This window comes from Winogradskyella aurantiaca (assembly GCF_003362725.1).
Lineage (GTDB): Bacteria > Bacteroidota > Bacteroidia > Flavobacteriales > Flavobacteriaceae > Winogradskyella_A > Winogradskyella_A aurantiaca.
In genome coordinates, this window is the sequence record NZ_QKTV01000001.1 from 295,196 (window position 1) to 313,369 (window position 18,174).

Annotated in this window: 15 protein-coding genes; 8 read left to right on the forward strand and 7 right to left on the reverse strand. The window is 38.5% G+C overall.

Annotated elements, in window-relative coordinates:
- The first annotated feature begins 1 nt into the window (after position 1).
- Complete coding sequence (locus DN064_RS01390) at positions 2-3,277, forward strand: T9SS type A sorting domain-containing protein (protein ID WP_115460817.1); 3,276 nt, start codon at positions 2-4, stop codon at positions 3,275-3,277.
- Positions 3,278-3,282: 5 nt separating this feature from the next.
- Here the strand turns inward: DN064_RS01390 and trpS are convergent, their stop codons facing one another.
- A complete protein-coding gene (gene trpS, locus DN064_RS01395) occupies positions 3,283-4,251 on the reverse strand; it encodes a tryptophan--tRNA ligase (protein WP_115460818.1) in 969 nt (322 codons plus the stop codon).
- An 86-nt stretch (positions 4,252-4,337) separates the two neighbouring features.
- Positions 4,338-4,580, reverse strand: coding sequence for a GlsB/YeaQ/YmgE family stress response membrane protein (locus DN064_RS01400; protein WP_115460819.1), 243 nt, complete (start codon positions 4,578-4,580; stop codon positions 4,338-4,340).
- Positions 4,581-4,654: 74 nt separating this feature from the next.
- On the opposite strand from DN064_RS01400, the gene DN064_RS01405 reads away from it, so the two are divergent.
- The gene (locus tag DN064_RS01405; protein ID WP_115460820.1) at positions 4,655-5,386 is read left to right on the forward strand and encodes a lysophospholipid acyltransferase family protein; all 732 of its coding nucleotides are present in this window, start codon (positions 4,655-4,657) and stop codon (positions 5,384-5,386) included.
- 90 nt (positions 5,387-5,476) lie between these two features.
- Here DN064_RS01405 and DN064_RS01410 read toward each other — a convergent pair whose 3' ends face one another.
- From DN064_RS01410 to recA, 4 genes are all read right to left on the reverse strand, one after another.
- Positions 5,477-6,958 (reverse strand): hypothetical protein, encoded by a 1,482-nt coding sequence (locus DN064_RS01410; RefSeq protein WP_115460821.1) that lies wholly within the window; start codon positions 6,956-6,958, stop codon positions 5,477-5,479.
- Positions 6,959-6,960: 2 nt separating this feature from the next.
- Positions 6,961-7,506 carry an RNA polymerase sigma factor gene (locus tag DN064_RS01415; RefSeq protein ID WP_115460822.1) on the reverse strand — a complete coding sequence of 182 codons (546 nt, stop codon included), beginning with the start codon at positions 7,504-7,506 and terminating at the stop codon, positions 6,961-6,963.
- Positions 7,507-7,528: 22 nt separating this feature from the next.
- Complete coding sequence (locus DN064_RS01420; protein WP_115460823.1) at positions 7,529-7,939, reverse strand: hypothetical protein; 411 nt, start codon at positions 7,937-7,939, stop codon at positions 7,529-7,531.
- Positions 7,940-8,031: 92 nt separating this feature from the next.
- Positions 8,032-9,030, reverse strand: a complete 999-nt coding sequence (gene recA, locus DN064_RS01425; RefSeq protein WP_115460824.1) for a recombinase RecA — start codon at positions 9,028-9,030, stop codon at positions 8,032-8,034.
- Between the two features lie 394 nt (positions 9,031-9,424).
- On the opposite strand from recA, the gene trhO reads away from it, so the two are divergent.
- The 6 genes from trhO (at position 9,425) to DN064_RS01455 (ending at position 16,062) form a co-directional block, all read left to right on the forward strand.
- Positions 9,425-10,513 carry an oxygen-dependent tRNA uridine(34) hydroxylase TrhO gene (trhO, locus tag DN064_RS01430; RefSeq protein WP_115460825.1) on the forward strand — a complete coding sequence of 363 codons (1,089 nt, stop codon included), beginning with the start codon at positions 9,425-9,427 and terminating at the stop codon, positions 10,511-10,513.
- Between the two features lie 106 nt (positions 10,514-10,619).
- Positions 10,620-11,786: a PSP1 domain-containing protein gene (locus DN064_RS01435; protein ID WP_115460826.1), complete on the forward strand. Its 1,167-nt coding sequence runs from the start codon at positions 10,620-10,622 to the stop codon at positions 11,784-11,786.
- A complete protein-coding gene (locus tag DN064_RS01440) occupies positions 11,770-12,267 on the forward strand; it encodes a gliding motility lipoprotein GldH (protein WP_115460827.1) in 498 nt (165 codons plus the stop codon). Before DN064_RS01435 ends, DN064_RS01440 begins: the two co-directional genes overlap by 17 nt.
- A gap of 1 nt (position 12,268) precedes the next feature.
- Positions 12,269-14,608 (forward strand): penicillin-binding protein 1A, encoded by a 2,340-nt coding sequence (locus DN064_RS01445; protein ID WP_115460828.1) that lies wholly within the window; start codon positions 12,269-12,271, stop codon positions 14,606-14,608.
- 81 nt (positions 14,609-14,689) lie between these two features.
- Positions 14,690-15,391 carry a CoA transferase subunit A gene (locus tag DN064_RS01450; protein WP_115460829.1) on the forward strand — a complete coding sequence of 234 codons (702 nt, stop codon included), beginning with the start codon at positions 14,690-14,692 and terminating at the stop codon, positions 15,389-15,391.
- 17 nt (positions 15,392-15,408) lie between these two features.
- Complete coding sequence (locus DN064_RS01455; protein ID WP_115460830.1) at positions 15,409-16,062, forward strand: CoA transferase subunit B; 654 nt, start codon at positions 15,409-15,411, stop codon at positions 16,060-16,062.
- A 325-nt stretch (positions 16,063-16,387) separates the two neighbouring features.
- Here DN064_RS01455 and DN064_RS01460 read toward each other — a convergent pair whose 3' ends face one another.
- Positions 16,388-18,076 (reverse strand): ABC transporter ATP-binding protein, encoded by a 1,689-nt coding sequence (locus tag DN064_RS01460; RefSeq protein WP_115460831.1) that lies wholly within the window; start codon positions 18,074-18,076, stop codon positions 16,388-16,390.
- Positions 18,077-18,174 lie beyond the last annotated feature (98 nt).

Below are 18,174 nucleotides of genomic sequence, written 5' to 3' on the forward strand. Positions count from 1 at the left end.
AATGTTCAATTTGAAGTCAATCAACTTAGTCATACTTTTGACACTATTTTCATTTGAGATGTCATTTGTTTGTGCTCAAACCATTTTAAATGTTGAGCCAACGAGGGTTACTTGGGAATCAAAAGTTACTATTACGGGAACAGGGTTTACCCCCGGTATGGAAAACAACTTGATTATAAATGGGATTGCCATTGATAACGAGACATTTGTAAACTCCGAAACCATTACATTTGAGATTAATGAAACTAGTAGGGCTAATGACGCGTCGGAAGATATTAATCCATTTAATAGCGCTTCAAATGACCGACTAGGAAGAGTCTTAACATTTAATGGTTCTTCAACCTCTGTAACTTTTGATTTTATTGCACCTACCATACGCGTTCATAGAAAAACAGGTAGTGCTACAAATCCGGTTGATCAGATTACAGAGATTTTTACTAATATGAATGGGTTTTCTAGGTTTTCTAGCAAAACTGATATTGTTGATGATAAGCACGAACTTTTAGCATTTACGTATAAAGGGGTAACTTATTCAACAGGAGTTGATGACCAACTTTTAACTGATAATGCAATTACATTCGTCTCTCAGGAATATAAAGCCTATTCGACGAATGGGGTTGAGGGGACTACAAATTCTGGTCATTATTTAGCAGCTGCCGATTCATCAGATGGCTTGTCGGGCAGCCCTGAAAGTGATGGAACTCCTGCTTCAAATTACTCTGACTTAAACAACCTTTTGATATACGACACTCTAATTGATGGGGTTAACGGATTAGAATTGGGGACAGGAATAACCAATCTTAATCAAAACAACACCGTACGATTTTTTTCTGGCAATGGTCAGGTTGGAGCATTAGGAAATGAAATACCAGATTTAGTTCTAACCCAGATTGCTCAAGCCGGGGCCTGGGATATCTACTATTATGCGGATATCAATGGGAACGTAGTTGGTCGCCCGATAAGGCTTTACATTGAAGAAAACCAATCTCAAAATGAACCATTAGCAACCAATAATTGGGATTTTTACAGGTACCAACAGAATGTGAGCTTTGATGTTGCGGTTCCTGGAAATAAGGCGCTGGGTGACAACGCTACAAGACCTTTAAGGATGATGGCCTTTAAACTTGAAGAATTTGCTATTGATGCCACCAATATAGCAGATATCAATAATATTAATATGTCTGCTGGTGGAAAGGCCGATTTGGCATTTATGGCTTATAATAAATCAGCTTTCGCCATTAGATCTCCTTTTATTTCCAGTAGACCTCCCTCTCGTTACGTTTGCGAACTTCCGAGCTCAAACATAATCTCGTTTGAGGTTGGTATTACAATCGATGGAGAAGAAAATAATTCTGGATATATTCCAACGGCAGATGAAGCTCTGTCTTACCAGTGGTATAAATATAACTCTGAATTAGCAGGTGAAATTGATGAAGATCTTGAGTTCAATGGAGTGAGTTCGTCAGACCTGGGAACATATAGGGTAATAGTTTCCAACACCTACGGGGCTGTAATTGTACCGGTGACACTTAATGAAGGAGGGACACCAGCATTCTGGAATGGGTCATCTTGGCAATTACCAGTAGGTTATGGATCAGGACCAGGTGAAATTGCCGTAGAGGATAAAGAACGTAGTTTAAGATTTGATGAAGACTACAATGAATCTGTGGATTTAGAGGGTTGTGATTGTACGGTATCTGCTGGGAGTGATGTTGTGATACCTTCAGGTTATAGCCTTAAAGTTTTTGATGGATTTACTGTAGAGGATGAGATCCCTGCTTCTACAGATATTGATGGAACTCCTATCCCTGCTGTCCCTGCTGGTACGTTTGTGTTAGAAAATAATGCTAGTCTGGTTCAGATCAACGATGTTTCTACCAATGACAATACTGGCGAGATCGACATGAAGCGTACCACGAGTAATTTGAAGTTGTATGATTACATATACTGGTCTTCACCGGTAGCGGATTTTGACTTAAGTGACATACCCAACGATCGCAGTTTTTTATGGGATGTAAGGGCTGTGAACGCTAATGGTACAGATGGTGACTGGATTTCTTACACGGGTGCCATGGATATGGGGCGCGGTTATATAGCCAGGGTCCCATCAGCAGTTGATTTTACAGTGGATTATAAAGGAGTCCCTAATAATGGATTAGTAACTCGGTTTCTTGCTAAATCTGTTGGTGCACAGGATACAGGAGATAAGCATTGGAATTTAGTGGGTAATCCCTATCCTTCAGCAATAAGTGCGGAGAAATTCTTAACCCATCCCGCCAATAGTAGGTTGACGGGTGCGGTGTATATCTGGAGCCGTTCAGGGGCTTTATCCAGCAGCAATCCAAGCCCTTACTATCAGGACTTTGTATACAGTTATGCTGATTCCTTTATTACTTATAATGCTGTTGGATCAGTACCATCTCGTACGTTTAGTGGTAATATTGCCGCGGGACAAGGATTTTTTGTAAAAGTAGATGATGGGGCGTCAGAAGGAAATATAGAATTTAGAAATACCATGCGTTACGGGGTGTCAGATAGCGTATTGGATAATACTGATTTCTATCGTACCAGTGGTGGTAATGCTAGCCCAGAACCCGAGCCTGAAAAGGAGCGTGTTTGGTTGGGTATTGTAGATGCTAATGATCAATCGGCTTCTACTTTAATTGGCTATTTAGATGGTGCTACAACAGGGATGGACAGATTGTATGAAGCGTTCTTAAATAAGGGGCCTAATGAGTTGGCCATCTATTCACCATTTGAACAGGGGAGAATGGTTATACAGGGAAGGCCATTACCATTTGATGATACGGATGTGGTTAACTTAGGTGTACAGATTCCAGCAACGGGTGAATACACTATAGGAATCGATAAGCTGGATGGAGAGGCATTAATGGAAGAAGACTTACCGATTATTCTGGAAGACTTACTCACTGGTCTTACCTACAATTTAAAAGAAGCACCAGCAACCATTACAATTGATGAAGGTACTTATGAAGATAGATTTGTACTGCGATATAATGCCAATCAGCTAAGTACTAAAGACGTTGATACTACAGAAACCATTGCCTATATCAAGGATGATATCCTGCATGTACAATCCTCTATAGTAATAGATAAGGTACAGGTATACGATATGACAGGGAAGCGTGTGATGGAGTATGAACCAGAGACTAACAGTACTACGATACAAACAGACTTTAACTTCTCAAGAGGGGTTTATATCACCCTTATAAGTTTGAATGGGGACCTCAGTATTAGTAAGAAGCTTATTAATTAGACTAACTAATAACCTACTTTATCTCTCACCCTTGATAAGACTGAATTGGCGACTTTTGATGCTTTTTCAGCTCCCTTTGATAAAGCCATATCAATTTCATCTAAGTTGTTCATGTAATGGGAATAAAGTGCACGAGGTTCTTCAAAAACACTAAGAACTAGTTCAAAAAGTGCTTGTTTGGCATGACCATAACCATAACCACCTTGTTCGTAGTTAGTTTTCATTTCTTCAACAGCATCTTCTGGAGCGAGCAGGCGGTATAGTGCAAAACAATTACAAGTTTTCCAATCTTTAGGATCTTCAAGTGGTGTACTATCTGTCTTAATAGACATGATTTGTTTTCGTAGCTGTTTTTCGGGGAGAAAAATATTAATAATATTACCCTTACTCTTGCTCATTTTTTCACCATCCGTACCAGGGATTAACATGGTTTCTTTTTGCACATCTGCTCTCGGAATTACAAACGTATCTCCCATTTTAGCATGAAATCTACTAGCTACATCTCTTGTCATTTCGATGTGTTGTTCCTGATCTTTTCCAACAGGTATTATCTCAGAATCGTAGAGTAGAATATCAGCGGCCATAAGCATGGGGTACGTAAACAATCCTGAATTGACATCTGAAAGGCGATCGGCTTTATCTTTAAAGCTGTGGGCAAGCGTTAATCGTTGGTATGGAAAAAAACAACTTAGGTACCAGGTTAACTCTGTCACCTGTGGAATATCGCTTTGTCTATAAAAAACCGTTTTCTCAATATCAAGGCCAAAGGCAAGCCAAGTCGCTGCTGTGGAATAGGTATTATTCCTAAGGGTTTCCGCATCTTTAATTTGGGTCAGTGAATGCAAGTCTGCAATAAAAAGAAAGGAATCATTTTCTGGTTCTTGAGACATCTTAATTGCTGGTAATATTGCTCCTAAAATGTTTCCTAAATGAGGGGTTCCAGTACTTTGAATTCCCGTTAAGATGCGCGCCATTTGAGTTTAATTTAGTGGCAAATTTATTGATAAGATTACAATAAAAAAAGCGGCAAAGGCGCCGCTTCCTTTGCATCTCAAAAAAGTTACTTTTTAAATAATCCTGCTATAAACAAAATAATAATTGCTCCAATTCCACCAGTTAGAAGATCTCCAATGATACCGTCGGATACCGATATGCCAAGGAGGCCAAATACCCAGTTACCTACAAGCCCCCCAACAATACCAAGAATTACGTTTAATAATAGGCCAAAACCTCCACCTTTCATAATCTTTCCAGCTAACCATCCGGCAATAGCACCAATAATAATAGAATACAATAAACTCATATGAATATAATTTTAGTTAGTAGTGTCCTAAAATTAAACAATTATATCTTTGAAACCTTTAATGCTTGTCTTGAATGATATTTAAGTATCTGTTTTGGATTTTGTACCGCGTATGGTTTTACATATTAGTGGCCATTCCAATTATTGTGTTATTTCCGTTACTGTTGATATCTATTTCTAAAAAGGAATGGTATGGTTTCTTTTTTAAGTTGGCTCGTTTTTGGGCAAAGTTCATACTAATTGGGATGGGCTTTAGGTATCGGATAAAAACAGAAACTACTTTAGATAGTCATAAAAGTTACATGTTTATTGCCAACCATACGTCCATGGCAGATATTATGATGATGCTGGTTTCAGTTAAAAATCCATTTGTTTTTGTGGGGAAGAAGGAATTAGCGTCCATTCCACTTTTTGGGTTTTTCTATAAACGGACCTGCATTTTAGTGGACCGTTCCGACGTAAAAAGCCGACAGGCGGTATTTCACAGTGCTCAAGAGCGTCTCAATCGAGGCTTGAGTATTTGTATTTTCCCAGAAGGAGGGGTGCCAGATGAGACCATACTATTAGATGACTTTAAGGATGGTGCCTTTCGCTTAGCAATTAATCATCAAATACCAGTAGTTCCATTGGTGTTTTATGATAATAAAAAGCGTTTCTCATATACTTTTTTTAGTGGAGGGCCAGGAAGGATGAGAGCACAGATCCAGCAGCCAATTGTAACCTCTGGAATGGAGTTAGCCATGACTAAAGCGCTTAAGGACAAATCGAGAAATAGGATCCTCGAATCATTGACGTCAGCACAATAAAAAAGGTCCTCTGTGAGAGGACCTTGCTACAGTCATTGCATTCATCATTGCTTAGGTGGTGTGCAATAACTAATCTAACTAACGAAAAACCTAAAACTTAAAATTTAATCCTGTATATACTCCAATAAACATAGGTTGTACATTTCCAAATGTTCTATTGAAAGTATTGAATTGATACTTCAACGTCGGTTCAAGCATCACATTTAATTGTTTTGTAATTCCATAATCAAATCCAATTCCAAAATTGGCACTGTAACTGGTACTATTTAAATTACTGGATTGACCAATGACTTCTCTTTCGCCACTAAAAATGGTAGATACCTGATTGTTGTTTAAAAAGAAGGTACTAAATCCACCAACTAAATTGACACCAAATTTTTTGTCTAAAACGCGGTATTCAAGAGCTACCGGAAGTTCTACATAACCATAATCCAGTACTAATTGCCCTAGATCCTCTTCCATGTTGGCCATGCTATTGGCAGAAGCCCCTTTTAATAAAGGGCTAGCACTCATTAAGTAGACATTGGAATCTGAATTTAGTACTACTGTTGCTAATGCCAGTTCAGAAGGAGGCTCTAATGAATTAACAACAGAATTGAAGGCCATAACCTCATTAGTGGTATTGGTAAAATCTACTCTGTTTAATCCGGCTCTAACTTTTAATCGATTGGAAACTGCATAACTTGCTCCAACTCCATAACTAACGGTGACATCGCTGGATTTAGAATTTTCATTGAATTGACTGTGAATTGTAGATCCTTCGCCAAGTGCCATTGAATAAACGGGCGCCACTACAGGAGAAACACTCCAACGCTGGGGTAAGGCTTCTTTAGCCACGGGAGCATCTTTTAAGGCTTCTGCTTCGGCAATCGCTTCTTCAATGGTTTGACTCTGGGTTAATTCTTCTTTTTCAATTATATCTTCTTTCTGTGCTTCTTCGGGTTTTATTGCTGCTGTAATAATAACCTCGTCAGATGTTACTAGGCCATTTTGCAATACATCAGTCTTGATAGCAGCGTTACTAGGCTCTTTGGAATCAGAACTATAGCTACTTCCGTTATCTGGGGTATTGTATTCTTGAGAAGCCACCAAAGTTGTTTTAGATTCCCCATTGGTAATAGATTTTGACGATCCTTTTTCAATGTTGGTCACTTTCTCATTTTCAGATGAGGCCTCTAAGCCAGAATTGGAAGCTTCAGGTCCGTTGGGTTGACCTGTATTGGTTTCCTCAACAGCAACCTTTGGGGTTGTGGCATCCGTATTTATATCGAAAGTAGAATCTGGGGATTCACTGTCTTCTTTTGGGATCGCAGAATTTTCAGTATCTACTATTACTGGGGTGCTAGTATTGGAAGTTTCAGAGGATGTCAACCAATTTATACCTGCGGTTAAAAATAATAAGAGCATGGCAGCAACACCACCAACGCGCCACCAAATAGGAATAACGCGTCTCTTCTTTTTATCCTTATTCAGTTCTTGTTCAATCCTATTCCACATTTCCGGACTAGGACTTTGTTCAAAATCTTTGAACTTTTCCTGAAACAGTCTATCTATGTCCTTCTTTTCACTCATTGCTATAAGGAATGTGAATTCCTTGATGCTTTATAGTTTTCAATCTTTTGTTTTAAAATCAACCTGGCTCTTGCCAAATTAGATTTTGAGGTTCCTTCACTGATCTCTAAAAGACCGGCGATCTCTTTGTGGGTGTACCCATCTAAAGCGTATAAATTAAATACGAGTCTGTATCTATCGGGGAGTTCCTGGATTAACTGCAAAAGAAAATCCACATTAAAGAGCGATTCATCTTCAATTTCAACACTGACAGAAGAAATATTTTCCTCTTTTACAATGTCAAACACCGCTGTCCCGCGATAACGTTGTAAAGCAGTATTAACTGCTATACGCTTCATCCAACCTTCAAAAGAACCTTTAAAATTATACTGATCTATTTTCTTGAAAATAGTTATAAACGCATCTTGCAAATTATCTTCTGCGTCCGCATAATTTTTTGAATACTTAAGACAGAGTGTAAACAGCTTACTTGCGTATAGCTGATAGAGCTGACCCTGTGCTTTGGTATCATTTCTTTTACAATTTTCTATGAGCTGTTTTAAACTCACATTACTATTGGGATTAGTTGATTTATTCTATTATTGGAACCTCTACGGTGTAAAATTCATTGTTTCCGGTGTAACCCAGACCTTGATAGAATTTAAACACAAATGATCCTGTTCCATCAACAGTAAAATCAAAACTAACTCTAACTTCTTCAGGAACATCATTGCAATTATCAGTTAAATCAACTGAATTTACAACGCCTACGGTTCGTTCTTGATTGTTACCTTGAAATGAGAAATCACTGAACGTATAGCAGCTATTTGGTGCGATATACGTTACTTCAATTTCATAAGATTGCCCTTTTGAAAATTCAGTAGGCAAAACCACTTCCTTAACAGGCAACACTTCAAGATAGAAGTCTGGGGTACTATCAATGTCATTACTGCAAGCAGAAATGAAAACTGATATCACTATCAGAAATACCAATCTTCTCATAGATTCCCAATTAGCATTTAGTAGATGTATAAATTCTAAAATGGTTGCGTCTTAAAAGCAAAAAATCCTGAATTATCAGGATTTTTTTAATATTATGATGAAACTGCGGTCCTCACTTTTTCTTCAAGTTCCTCCATCAGTTCCGGGTTATCTTTTATTAATCCCTTTACGGCGTCACGCCCCTGGCCTAACTTGGTATCATCATAGCTAAACCATGAACCACTCTTTTTAATGATGTCATGCGCTACAGCGATGTCCAATATCTCACCAACTTTAGATATCCCTTCTCCATACATAATGTCAAATTCTGCAGTTCTAAATGGAGGTGCCACCTTATTCTTAACAATCTTAACACGGGTTTTATTTCCGGTTACATTGCTATCTGTATCTTTAATCTGAGTCGAACGTCTGATATCAATCCTTACAGAAGCATAGAATTTTAAGGCATTACCACCGGTTGTGGTCTCTGGATTCCCGAACATAACACCAATCTTTTCGCGTAGCTGATTAATAAAGATCATGGTGCAATTAGTCTTGCTAATAGAGCCCGTAAGTTTTCTCAAGGCTTGTGACATCAAACGGGCATGAAGGCCCATTTTAGAATCTCCCATTTCTCCTTCTATCTCACTTTTTGGAGTTAGAGCAGCAACAGAATCAACAACGATGATGTCAATGGCTCCAGAGCGTACAAGATTATCGGCAATTTCTAATGCTTGTTCTCCGTTATCTGGCTGAGAGATAATTAAGTTGTCCAGATCAACTCCTAATTTTTCGGCATAAAACCTGTCGAAAGCATGTTCTGCATCTATAAAGGCGGCTATACCACCACTTTTTTGCGCTTCGGCTATAGCATGCAAGGTCAATGTCGTCTTTCCTGAAGATTCAGGACCGTAAATTTCAATAACACGACCTCTTGGATAGCCGCCCACTCCAAGGGCAATATCCAATCCTAAGGATCCGGACGAAATAGTGTCTACATCAATAACGGATTGATCACTCATTTTCATAACGGTTCCTTTACCGTAAGCCTTATCTAGTTTGTCAAGTGTAAGTTTTAGCGCCTTTAATTTGGCATCTTTTTCGCTGCTCATTAATCTGTCTTTTCTGAATTAGTAGAACATCAAAAATACCATTTATTTTACTTTTTTTAATTCCAGACGCAACCATTTTGGAGTTTTCACATCTAATAAAAAAAGCAATGAATAAATTTTGATTTCGTAGGATGTTTAAATGGTTTAAAAACATCAGAAATCGTGCACATTCGGTGGTCCAATAGTGAAAAAGAGATCTATTGATAAGCCCATAGTAGCTAGTGAGCGTATTTAGATTTTAGCACAAATATTTAACGAGTTAGGCTACAAAAAAGCACCTTAATTTTATTTTGAGGTGCTTTTTTTATTGCACAATCCTTTCTAACCGCTTAAATATGATACCTTTGTGCCCATAATTTAAAGGACATTCTTTAACCTTAATAATTAGTATAGCATGCAACTGTACAATTCACTAAGCGCTAAAGAAAGAGAAGAACTTATTACTAAGGCAGGTAAAGACCGTCTTACTATCTCTTTCTATACTTATGCCAAAATTGGCAATCCACAGATTTTTAGAAACCACTTATTTCTGGCCTGGGACGAACTACATGTTTTGGGGAGAATTTATGTGGCAAACGAAGGAATTAACGCTCAGTTATCGCTACCGGCTGACAACTTTAATGCCTTCAAAGCACATCTCGATAGCATTACCTTTCTTGAAAATGTGAGATTAAATATTGCCCTTGAGCAAGACAACTATTCCTTCTTAAAACTTAAGATTAAGGTACGTCATAAGATTCTGGCCGATGGCTTAAATGATGAGACCTTTGATGTTACCAATAAAGGGGTCCATGTTAATGCTGAGCGTTTCAATGACCTCATCGAGGATGAGAATACCATTTTGGTGGATATGCGCAACCATTACGAAAGTGAAATAGGTCAATTTAAGAATGCTATGACTCCGGATGTGGATACTTTTAGAGAGTCACTGGATTTAATTGCAGAAGATCTAGAACCTCATAAAGAGGACAAGAACATCGTTATGTATTGTACCGGAGGAATCCGTTGTGAGAAGGCGAGTGCTTATTACAAACATCAGGGCTTTAAAAAGGTATTTCAGTTGGAAGGTGGTATCATCAACTACGTAAGACAGATTGAGGAACAAGGTCTTGAAAATAAATTCATTGGGAAAAACTTTGTGTTTGATGAAAGGCGATCCGAGCGTATTTCAGATGATATAATTGCACAGTGCCACCAGTGTGGTAAGCCTTGTGACACACATACCAACTGCGCTAATGAGGCTTGCCATTTGTTATTCATTCAATGTGACGAGTGTAAGGCCGAAATGGAAAATTGTTGTTCCACAACTTGCATGGATATTAACAGACTCCCTTATGAAGAGCAAAAGGCGTTACGAAAGGGTCAGGGGAATAGTAATGATATCTTTAAAAAAGGAAGGGCTGATCATCTCAAAGTTTCAAAAAACCTAAGAAATATCGAAGAAAAAATGCCTGCGGTAGATGAAAACTCGAGCACGGATTAGTAGCTTCTCAATTCTACACTGTTTATTCCTAAATAGTTTTATCTTTACTTTTTAATTGAATGTAATATTGAATTTCAGAGATGAACTCTGAAAATTTTGAAGATATATGGCTTGTACCAGTTGTTCAACTGCTAAAGATGGCCAGCCTAAAGGATGCAAAAATAATGGTACCTGTGGTACCGATAGCTGTAATAAACTCACCGTTTTTGATTGGTTATCAAACATGTCGCTTCCGGGCGGACAAGAAGCTTTTAAGGGAGTGGAGGTCCGATTTAAAAATGGCAGAAAGCAGTACTATATAAATTCCGAAAACCTATCCCTCTCTATTGGAGATGTTGTGGCGACCCAGGCTAAAAATGGTCACGACATAGGCATGGTAACCCTTACTGGAGAATTAGTAAGAGTTCAGATGAAACGTAAAAAAGTTTCTCTGGATGATGAGGATATCATGAAAATTTACCGCAAAGCGTCACAAAAAGATATTGATGTCTGGGTAAAGTGTCGCGACAAGGAAGAGGATATGAAGGTCAAGGCGCGACAGTTCGCCATTGATCTAAATCTTAAAATGAAGATCTCGGATATAGAATATCAGGGGGATGGTTCTAAGGCTACCTTTTTTTATACAGCTGAAGAGCGTGTTGATTTTAGGGAGCTGATTAAAGTGTTTGCAAGAGAGTTTAGGACACGTATAGAAATGCGTCAAATAGGCTTTAGACAAGAAGCAGCCCGTCTTGGTGGTATTGGATCCTGTGGCCGAGAATTATGTTGTTCTACTTGGCTAACAGATTTTAGAAGCGTCAGTACATCGGCGGCACGCTACCAGCAATTATCCTTAAATCCACTTAAATTGGCAGGGCAATGCGGGAAGTTAAAGTGTTGTTTGAATTACGAATTAGACACCTACTTAGATGCCTTAAATGAGTTTCCTAAGACCGATTTAAAGTTAAAAACCGAAAAAGGTCTGGCCGTTTGTCAGAAGACCGATATTTTCAAAGGACTCATGTGGTATGCCTATGAAGGCGAATGGATGAATTGGTTTGAATTGTCTACAGATAAGGTTAAAGAAATCATCGCTGTGAACAAAAAAGGAAAACCAGTTCAAAGCCTTGAAATGTTCGTGTCTGAAGCACTTCCAGATACTAAAGTGGTCTTTGAAAACGTTGTTGGTCAGGATAGCCTTACTAGGTTTGATAATCCAAAACAACGCCGTAAACGTAAAAACAATAAACGAAAGAAGAATCGCAATCCTAGAAACAATGCCAAGAATAAGTAATGCAGTGCTCCTTGTAACACTGCTAGTAGTTTGTTTTTCTTGCGACAATAAACAGGTTTTTGATGCTTATCAATCCACGGATAAACGTTGGCATAAAGATTCGATTATTCAATTTCAGTTTCAAGCCCCGGACACACTTAATTCCTATAACCTATTTGTCAATTTAAGGAATACGCATGAGTACCCTTACAATAATCTTTACCTAATCACCACCTTGACATTCCCACACGGGAAAACCATAAGAGATACATTAGAATATCGTATGGCGGCACCAAATGGCGAATTATTGGGGTCAGGGTTCTCCGATATTAAAGAAAATAAATTGTGGTACAAAGGACATATGGAATCGTTTGTGTTTGAAGAGTCCGGAGACTATACGCTCGGAATTCAACACGCCATGAGAAAAAACGGATCTGTTGATGGGGATTTGTTTCTGGAAGGCGTTACAGATGTAGGATTTAGAATTGAACAGAAGGACTAATATGACAAAGAAGAAGGCTCAGGAGAACACACAAAATTTCATCAAATACGTTCGATTGTTTTGGATTGTATTTGCTTCGGGTATCCTAGGGGTATTCTTGATTTTTATGCTAGCCTCATGGGGGTTTCTAGGTGAAATGCCAGATTACACAGTATTAGAAAATCCTCAAACCAATTTGGCTTCCGAAGTTATTTCTTCCGATGGTAAGACCTTAGCCAAGTTTTATTTCAATGATAATCGCACTCCTGTTCCTTATGAAGATCTCCCGCAACATTTAGTGGATGCCTTAATTGCAACTGAAGATGTTAGGTATTATGAGCATTCGGGAATTGATGCCAGGGGAACGCTTCGGGCTATAATGAAAGCAGGAAGTGGAGGTGGAGCTAGTACTATTTCGCAACAATTGGCGAAACAACTCTTCACAAAACAAGTATCAAGAAATAAGTTTGAAAGGGCCTTTCAGAAGGTTAAAGAATGGGTGATTGCCATACGTCTAGAACGTCAGTATACTAAAGAGGAGATTATTGCCATGTATTTCAATATTTATGATTTTGGTAATAATGCAGATGGTATTCGGTCAGCAGCTCGCATTTACTTTGGAAAAGAGCCTCAGGATCTTGATATTAAAGAGTCGGCAATGTTGGTAGGGATGTTCAAGAATTCGTCTCTTTTTAACCCTAGAAGACGCCCGGAAATGACACTTGACAGACGAAATGTTGTGTTATCACAAATGTCTAAGTACGAGTTTATAACCGAACAACTTAAAGATTCTCTTAAGACTACAGATTTAGATATTAACTACAATCCTGAATCTCATAAAACGGGATTGGCCACTTACTTTAGAGCTTATCTGGACAGGTTTATGAAAGAATGGATAGCAGAAAACCCCAAACCAGATGGAGGTAAATACAGCTTGTATAATGATGGTCTTAAAATATACACAACCATAGATTCCAGAATGCAGGCCTATGCCGAAGAAGCAGTGGCACAGCACATGCCGAGACTTCAGGCCGAGTTTGATCATCAGAACACCACCCTACGAAACCCTACAACCCCTTTTAGTGAGTTGGAACGAGAGGAAATTGATCAAGTAATGCGCTTGGGAATGCGTAGGTCTGAGAGACGTCGTCATATGAAATACGACCTTGGAAAAAGTGATGAAGAAATTGAAAAATCGTTTACCGAGCCTACAGAGATGCGCATATTTTCGTGGAAGGATGGAATGGTCCACGAAATAGATACGGTCATGACTCCAATGGATTCCATGCGTTATTATAAGAAGTTTTTACGTCCCGGTCTTATGTCAATGGATCCACAATCCGGTCATGTAAAAGCCTGGGTCGGAGGAATGAATTATAAGCACTTTCAATACGATATGGTAAAACAAGGTAAGCGTCAAGTTGGTTCTACATTTAAACCCTTCGTTTACGCTACCGCCATTGATCAGCTGCAGCTATCTCCATGCGACTCACTCCCAAAAACTCCAATAACTATAGAGGCGTATAAGTACGGGAATCCGGAACCATGGACCACCAAAAATTCCAATGGCAATTACGATGGTTTTCAAACATTAAAGGATGCCCTTGCCAATTCAACCAATACTATAACAGCCAGGATTATGAATATGATTGGCCCGCAGCCTGTTGTTAATATGGCTAAAAGACTTGGTGTTGAACAGGACATTTTACCAGTGCCAGCAATTGCGTTAGGGACTCCAGATTTGAGTGTTTATGAAATGGTAGCAGCCTATTCTACTTTTGCCAATAAAGGGATTTACACAAAACCTGTGATGGTGATGCGTATCGAGGATAAGAATGGAACAATTTTATATCAGGTACAACCCGAGAATCGTGATGTGTTAAGTGAAGAGGCGGCCTATGTCACGGTAAAGTTAATGGAAGGAGTTACACAGTCAGGATCGGGTGTTCGTTTACGTCATAAGAGTGCTGGGGAACAAGCTGTTTATAAAGAAATTATTACGGGATATCCCTATGAGTTTGATAATCCCATAGCCGGTAAAACCGGAACCACTCAAAACCATAGTGATGGTTGGTTTATGGGAATGGTGCCAAATCTTGTTACAGGTGTTTGGGTTGGTGCTGAGGATCGGTCTGTTCATTTTAAGTCGATTACGTATGGTCAGGGGGCTTCTATGGCATTGCCAATTTGGGCCTTGTATATGAAAGCCTGTTATGAAGACGAAGAACTTAATATTTCAAAAGAAGCCTTTGAAGCACCTTTAGAATTATCTATAAAGGTTGATTGTGACCTTGTTGACGAGGAACTTTTAGAGGATGAGAAACCTAAAGAGGAGCAGGAAGACGACATCGATTTCTTCTAATATGTAGCCTTGTATTTATTACTTCATTTGTAGAAAAAACGCTCTTGATTTCGTAATTTTCGGAGATTAAAATCACCCGAAATGATAAGTAAAAAAGTAGCCACTGTATCCCAAGCACTACAAGGGGTTGATGATAACATGACTTTTATGTTTGGTGGCTTTGGATTAAGTGGTATTGCTGAAAACGCGATTGCTGAACTGGTTAATCTTGGTATTTCTGGATTAACCTGTATTTCTAACAATGCAGGCGTTGACGATTTTGGACTTGGGCTACTTCTTCAACAAAAACAAATTAAGAAGATGATTTCCTCATATGTAGGGGAGAACGATGAGTTTGAACGTCAAATGCTAAGTGGAGAATTGGAAGTGGATCTAATTCCACAGGGGACCTTAGCAGAGCGCTGCCGTGCTGCTCAGGCTGGTATTCCTGCTTTTTTTACACCAGCTGGTTATGGGACCGAGGTGGCAAAAGGTAAAGAAAGCAGAGATTTTAATGGAAAGATGCATTTAATGGAATATGCGTTTAAGGCAGATTTTGCCTTTGTAAAGGCATGGAAAGGTGATGAAGCGGGTAACCTAATCTTTAAGGGTTCAGCCAGAAATTTTAACGCTAACATGTGTGGTGCGGCAAAAATAACGGTAGCTGAGGTTGAAGAACTACATCCCGTTGGAGCTTTAGATCCTAATCAGATTCACATTCCTGGGATTTTTGTGCAACGAATTTTTAAAGGTGCACATTATGAAAAACGAATCGAACAGCGTACAGTTCGCTCTAGAGATTAATTAAAGTACTCAAGTTTATGTTAGATAAGAATGGAATTGCAAAGCGGATAGCCCAAGAGGTTCAGGATGGCTATTATGTCAATTTGGGAATTGGTATACCCACCTTGGTTGCCAACTATGTAAGAGAAGATATTGAAGTTGAGTTTCAAAGTGAGAATGGGGTTTTAGGGATGGGACCCTTCCCTTATGAGGGTGAAGAAGATCCTGATGTGATTAACGCAGGAAAACAAACGATAACAACCTTACCCGGAGCGTCTTTTTTTGATTCAGCCACTAGTTTTTCAATGATACGTGGTCAGCATGTAGATCTTACCATTCTTGGAGCTATGGAAGTTGCCGAGAATGGGGATATTGCTAACTGGAAGATCCCAGGAAAGATGGTAAAAGGTATGGGAGGTGCAATGGATTTAGTGGCTAGTGCAGAAAATATAATAGTAGCCATGATGCATACGAACAGAGCAGGGGAATCTAAATTATTGCCTAATTGTTCCTTACCATTGACAGGGGTCAGCTGCGTTAAAAAGATTGTCACAAACCTAGCTGTTATAGAGGTGACAGATCAGGGGTTTAAACTACTAGAACGGGCACCTGGAGTTAGTGTTGAGATGATTAAAAAGGCCACAGCGGGACATTTGATTGTTGAAGGAGACATTCCTGAAATGACACTTTAAAAAATACTTCGACCAACAGACTTCACAAAGTAAGAAAAATCAGAATAAAAGTTAAAATAATATGCATTTCATCGATAAATAATGCATATTAACTGATTAATTGAATTTTATCTTCATATTAGCAATCCCAAATTTGTTCAGATAATCGACCAAATTTATCATGAACTTAACTTAAAATTTGTACCAAATCTACCATGAACGACCACTTATGAAAACGAATTCAAATCTACCAGAACCTACTTTTGAAAAACGTTTGAATGAGAAATTAAGACATACGTCTCAATTTATTTCTGGCGTTTTTACTTTAACTAAGAAATTATTCATGCTATAATCCTTTGGGAATAGCATGAATTAATTTTTTGGTATAATCTTTTTTAGGGTTTCTATAAATACTGTCTGCTTCACCGGATTCTTCGATTTCTCCAGATTTCATAACTAAAAGCTGGTCCGACATATAGTTCACTACGTTAAGGTCGTGCGAAATAAAAATATAGGTGAAATTGAATTCTTCTTTTAGTTCATTAAGCAAATTAAGCACTTGAGCTTGCACTGAAATATCAAGAGCAGAAACGGATTCATCACAAATAATCAGTTTTGGCTTTAGGGCAATTGCACGTGCAATTCCAATACGTTGTCGTTGACCACCTGAAAACTCATGGGGATATTTTTTTAAGTCTGTTCTCGAAAGCCCCACTCGCTCCAGAATTTCGATAGCGCTGGAGATTCGATCAGTTGTATTGGTTCCAATACCATGAACCAGCATGGGTTCTGTGATGGTCTTTTCAACGTTTAGTCTTGGATTTAAGGATGCAAAAGGATCTTGAAATATGATTTGAATGTCTTTGCGTAGGGCCCTAATTTCAGATTTAGATAATTTAGTGATATCGGTTCCATTAAAATAAACGGCTCCATTAGAAGGTTTGTCTAGAAGCATGATGGCGTTGCTTAAAGTAGACTTACCACAACCAGATTCTCCAACCAACCCAAGAGTTTCACCGGGATAGACTTTAAAACTAACCTGATCAACCGCTTTGAAAATACTTGGTTTCGAAAACAACCCGAGTGTTGAATAATAGTATTTGGAGACATCTCTAACCTCCAAAATTGGAGGGTTTTCATAAATAGTCTTGTGTTGGTTTTGACGTTCTTTAAGGGTAACTTCTTGTGAAGTATAACTTTCGTTTAATATGCTTGTGACAGTAGGCAGTCGTTTAAGTCGTTCACCTGTTTTTGGCCTTGCCATAATTAATGCTCTAGTATAGGGATGCTTAGGGTTGGTAAAAATTTCTAGACTGGTTCCAGATTCAATTATTTCTCCTTTGTACATGACCAGCACTCGGTCCGCAAATTCAGATACCAGGGCTAAATCATGCGAAATAAACAGAATACTCATTTGGGTATCTCTTTGTAATTCCTTTAATAACTCAATTATTTCTTTCTGTACGGTGACATCCAGAGCAGTTGTCGGTTCATCCGCAATTAAGAGTTTTGGAGAACAAGCAATGGCCATGGCAATCATCACCCGTTGTTTCTGTCCGCCCGATATCTCGTGAGGATATGCTTCATAGATACGATCGGGATTTGGCAATTTGGTTCTATCAAATAAGGATAGCACCTCTAACTTTAATTGACTTGTTGATAAATCTGTATGAGTTTTTAAAATTTCTTCTACTTGTGCCCCGCACCGCATGGACGGGTTTAAGGCACTCATAGGTTCTTGGAAGATCATACCTATGTTATTACCTCGAATAGACATTAGTTCTTTAATTGACAACGATGTCAATTGCCTATTTTCAAAACTAATAGCCCCCCCTGAAATCGCTAGTTGTCCAGGTGCAAGCAATCCCATAATGGACAATGCGGTTAAAGATTTGCCAGAACCACTTTCACCAACCACACCTACAATCTCATTTTTGCTAACAGTAAATGAAATATCTGAAAGCAAACATTTACGATCCTTTTGTATGGTATTGATACTCAAATTCTTAACCTCTAATAATTTTGAATTAGTCATTATTTTAAAAAATATAAATCCTCAGGAAACGAAAAGTATGTTAATAATTTATCAGTTAATAACCAGAATATTTGCGAATCATTTAAAAAATTATGTTA

Bases quoted from the DNA above. Each gene is read 5' to 3' on its own strand.
- DN064_RS01390 (WP_115460817.1), top strand. From the start codon at position 2: ATGTTCAATTTGAAGTCAATCAACTTAGTCATACTTTTGACACTATTT.
- trpS (WP_115460818.1), bottom strand. From the start codon at position 4,251: ATGGCGCGCATCTTAACGGGAATTCAAAGTACTGGAACCCCTCATTTA.
- DN064_RS01400 (WP_115460819.1), bottom strand. From the start codon at position 4,580: ATGAGTTTATTGTATTCTATTATTATTGGTGCTATTGCCGGATGGTTA.
- DN064_RS01405 (WP_115460820.1), top strand. From the start codon at position 4,655: ATGATATTTAAGTATCTGTTTTGGATTTTGTACCGCGTATGGTTTTAC.
- DN064_RS01410 (WP_115460821.1), bottom strand. From the start codon at position 6,958: ATGAGTGAAAAGAAGGACATAGATAGACTGTTTCAGGAAAAGTTCAAA.
- DN064_RS01420 (WP_115460823.1), bottom strand. From the start codon at position 7,939: ATGAGAAGATTGGTATTTCTGATAGTGATATCAGTTTTCATTTCTGCT.
- recA (WP_115460824.1), bottom strand. From the start codon at position 9,030: ATGAGCAGCGAAAAAGATGCCAAATTAAAGGCGCTAAAACTTACACTT.
- trhO (WP_115460825.1), top strand. From the start codon at position 9,425: ATGCAACTGTACAATTCACTAAGCGCTAAAGAAAGAGAAGAACTTATT.
- DN064_RS01435 (WP_115460826.1), top strand. From the start codon at position 10,620: ATGGCTTGTACCAGTTGTTCAACTGCTAAAGATGGCCAGCCTAAAGGA.
- DN064_RS01440 (WP_115460827.1), top strand. From the start codon at position 11,770: ATGCCAAGAATAAGTAATGCAGTGCTCCTTGTAACACTGCTAGTAGTT.
- DN064_RS01445 (WP_115460828.1), top strand. From the start codon at position 12,269: ATGACAAAGAAGAAGGCTCAGGAGAACACACAAAATTTCATCAAATAC.
- DN064_RS01450 (WP_115460829.1), top strand. From the start codon at position 14,690: ATGATAAGTAAAAAAGTAGCCACTGTATCCCAAGCACTACAAGGGGTT.
- DN064_RS01455 (WP_115460830.1), top strand. From the start codon at position 15,409: ATGTTAGATAAGAATGGAATTGCAAAGCGGATAGCCCAAGAGGTTCAG.
- DN064_RS01460 (WP_115460831.1), bottom strand. From the start codon at position 18,076: ATGACTAATTCAAAATTATTAGAGGTTAAGAATTTGAGTATCAATACC.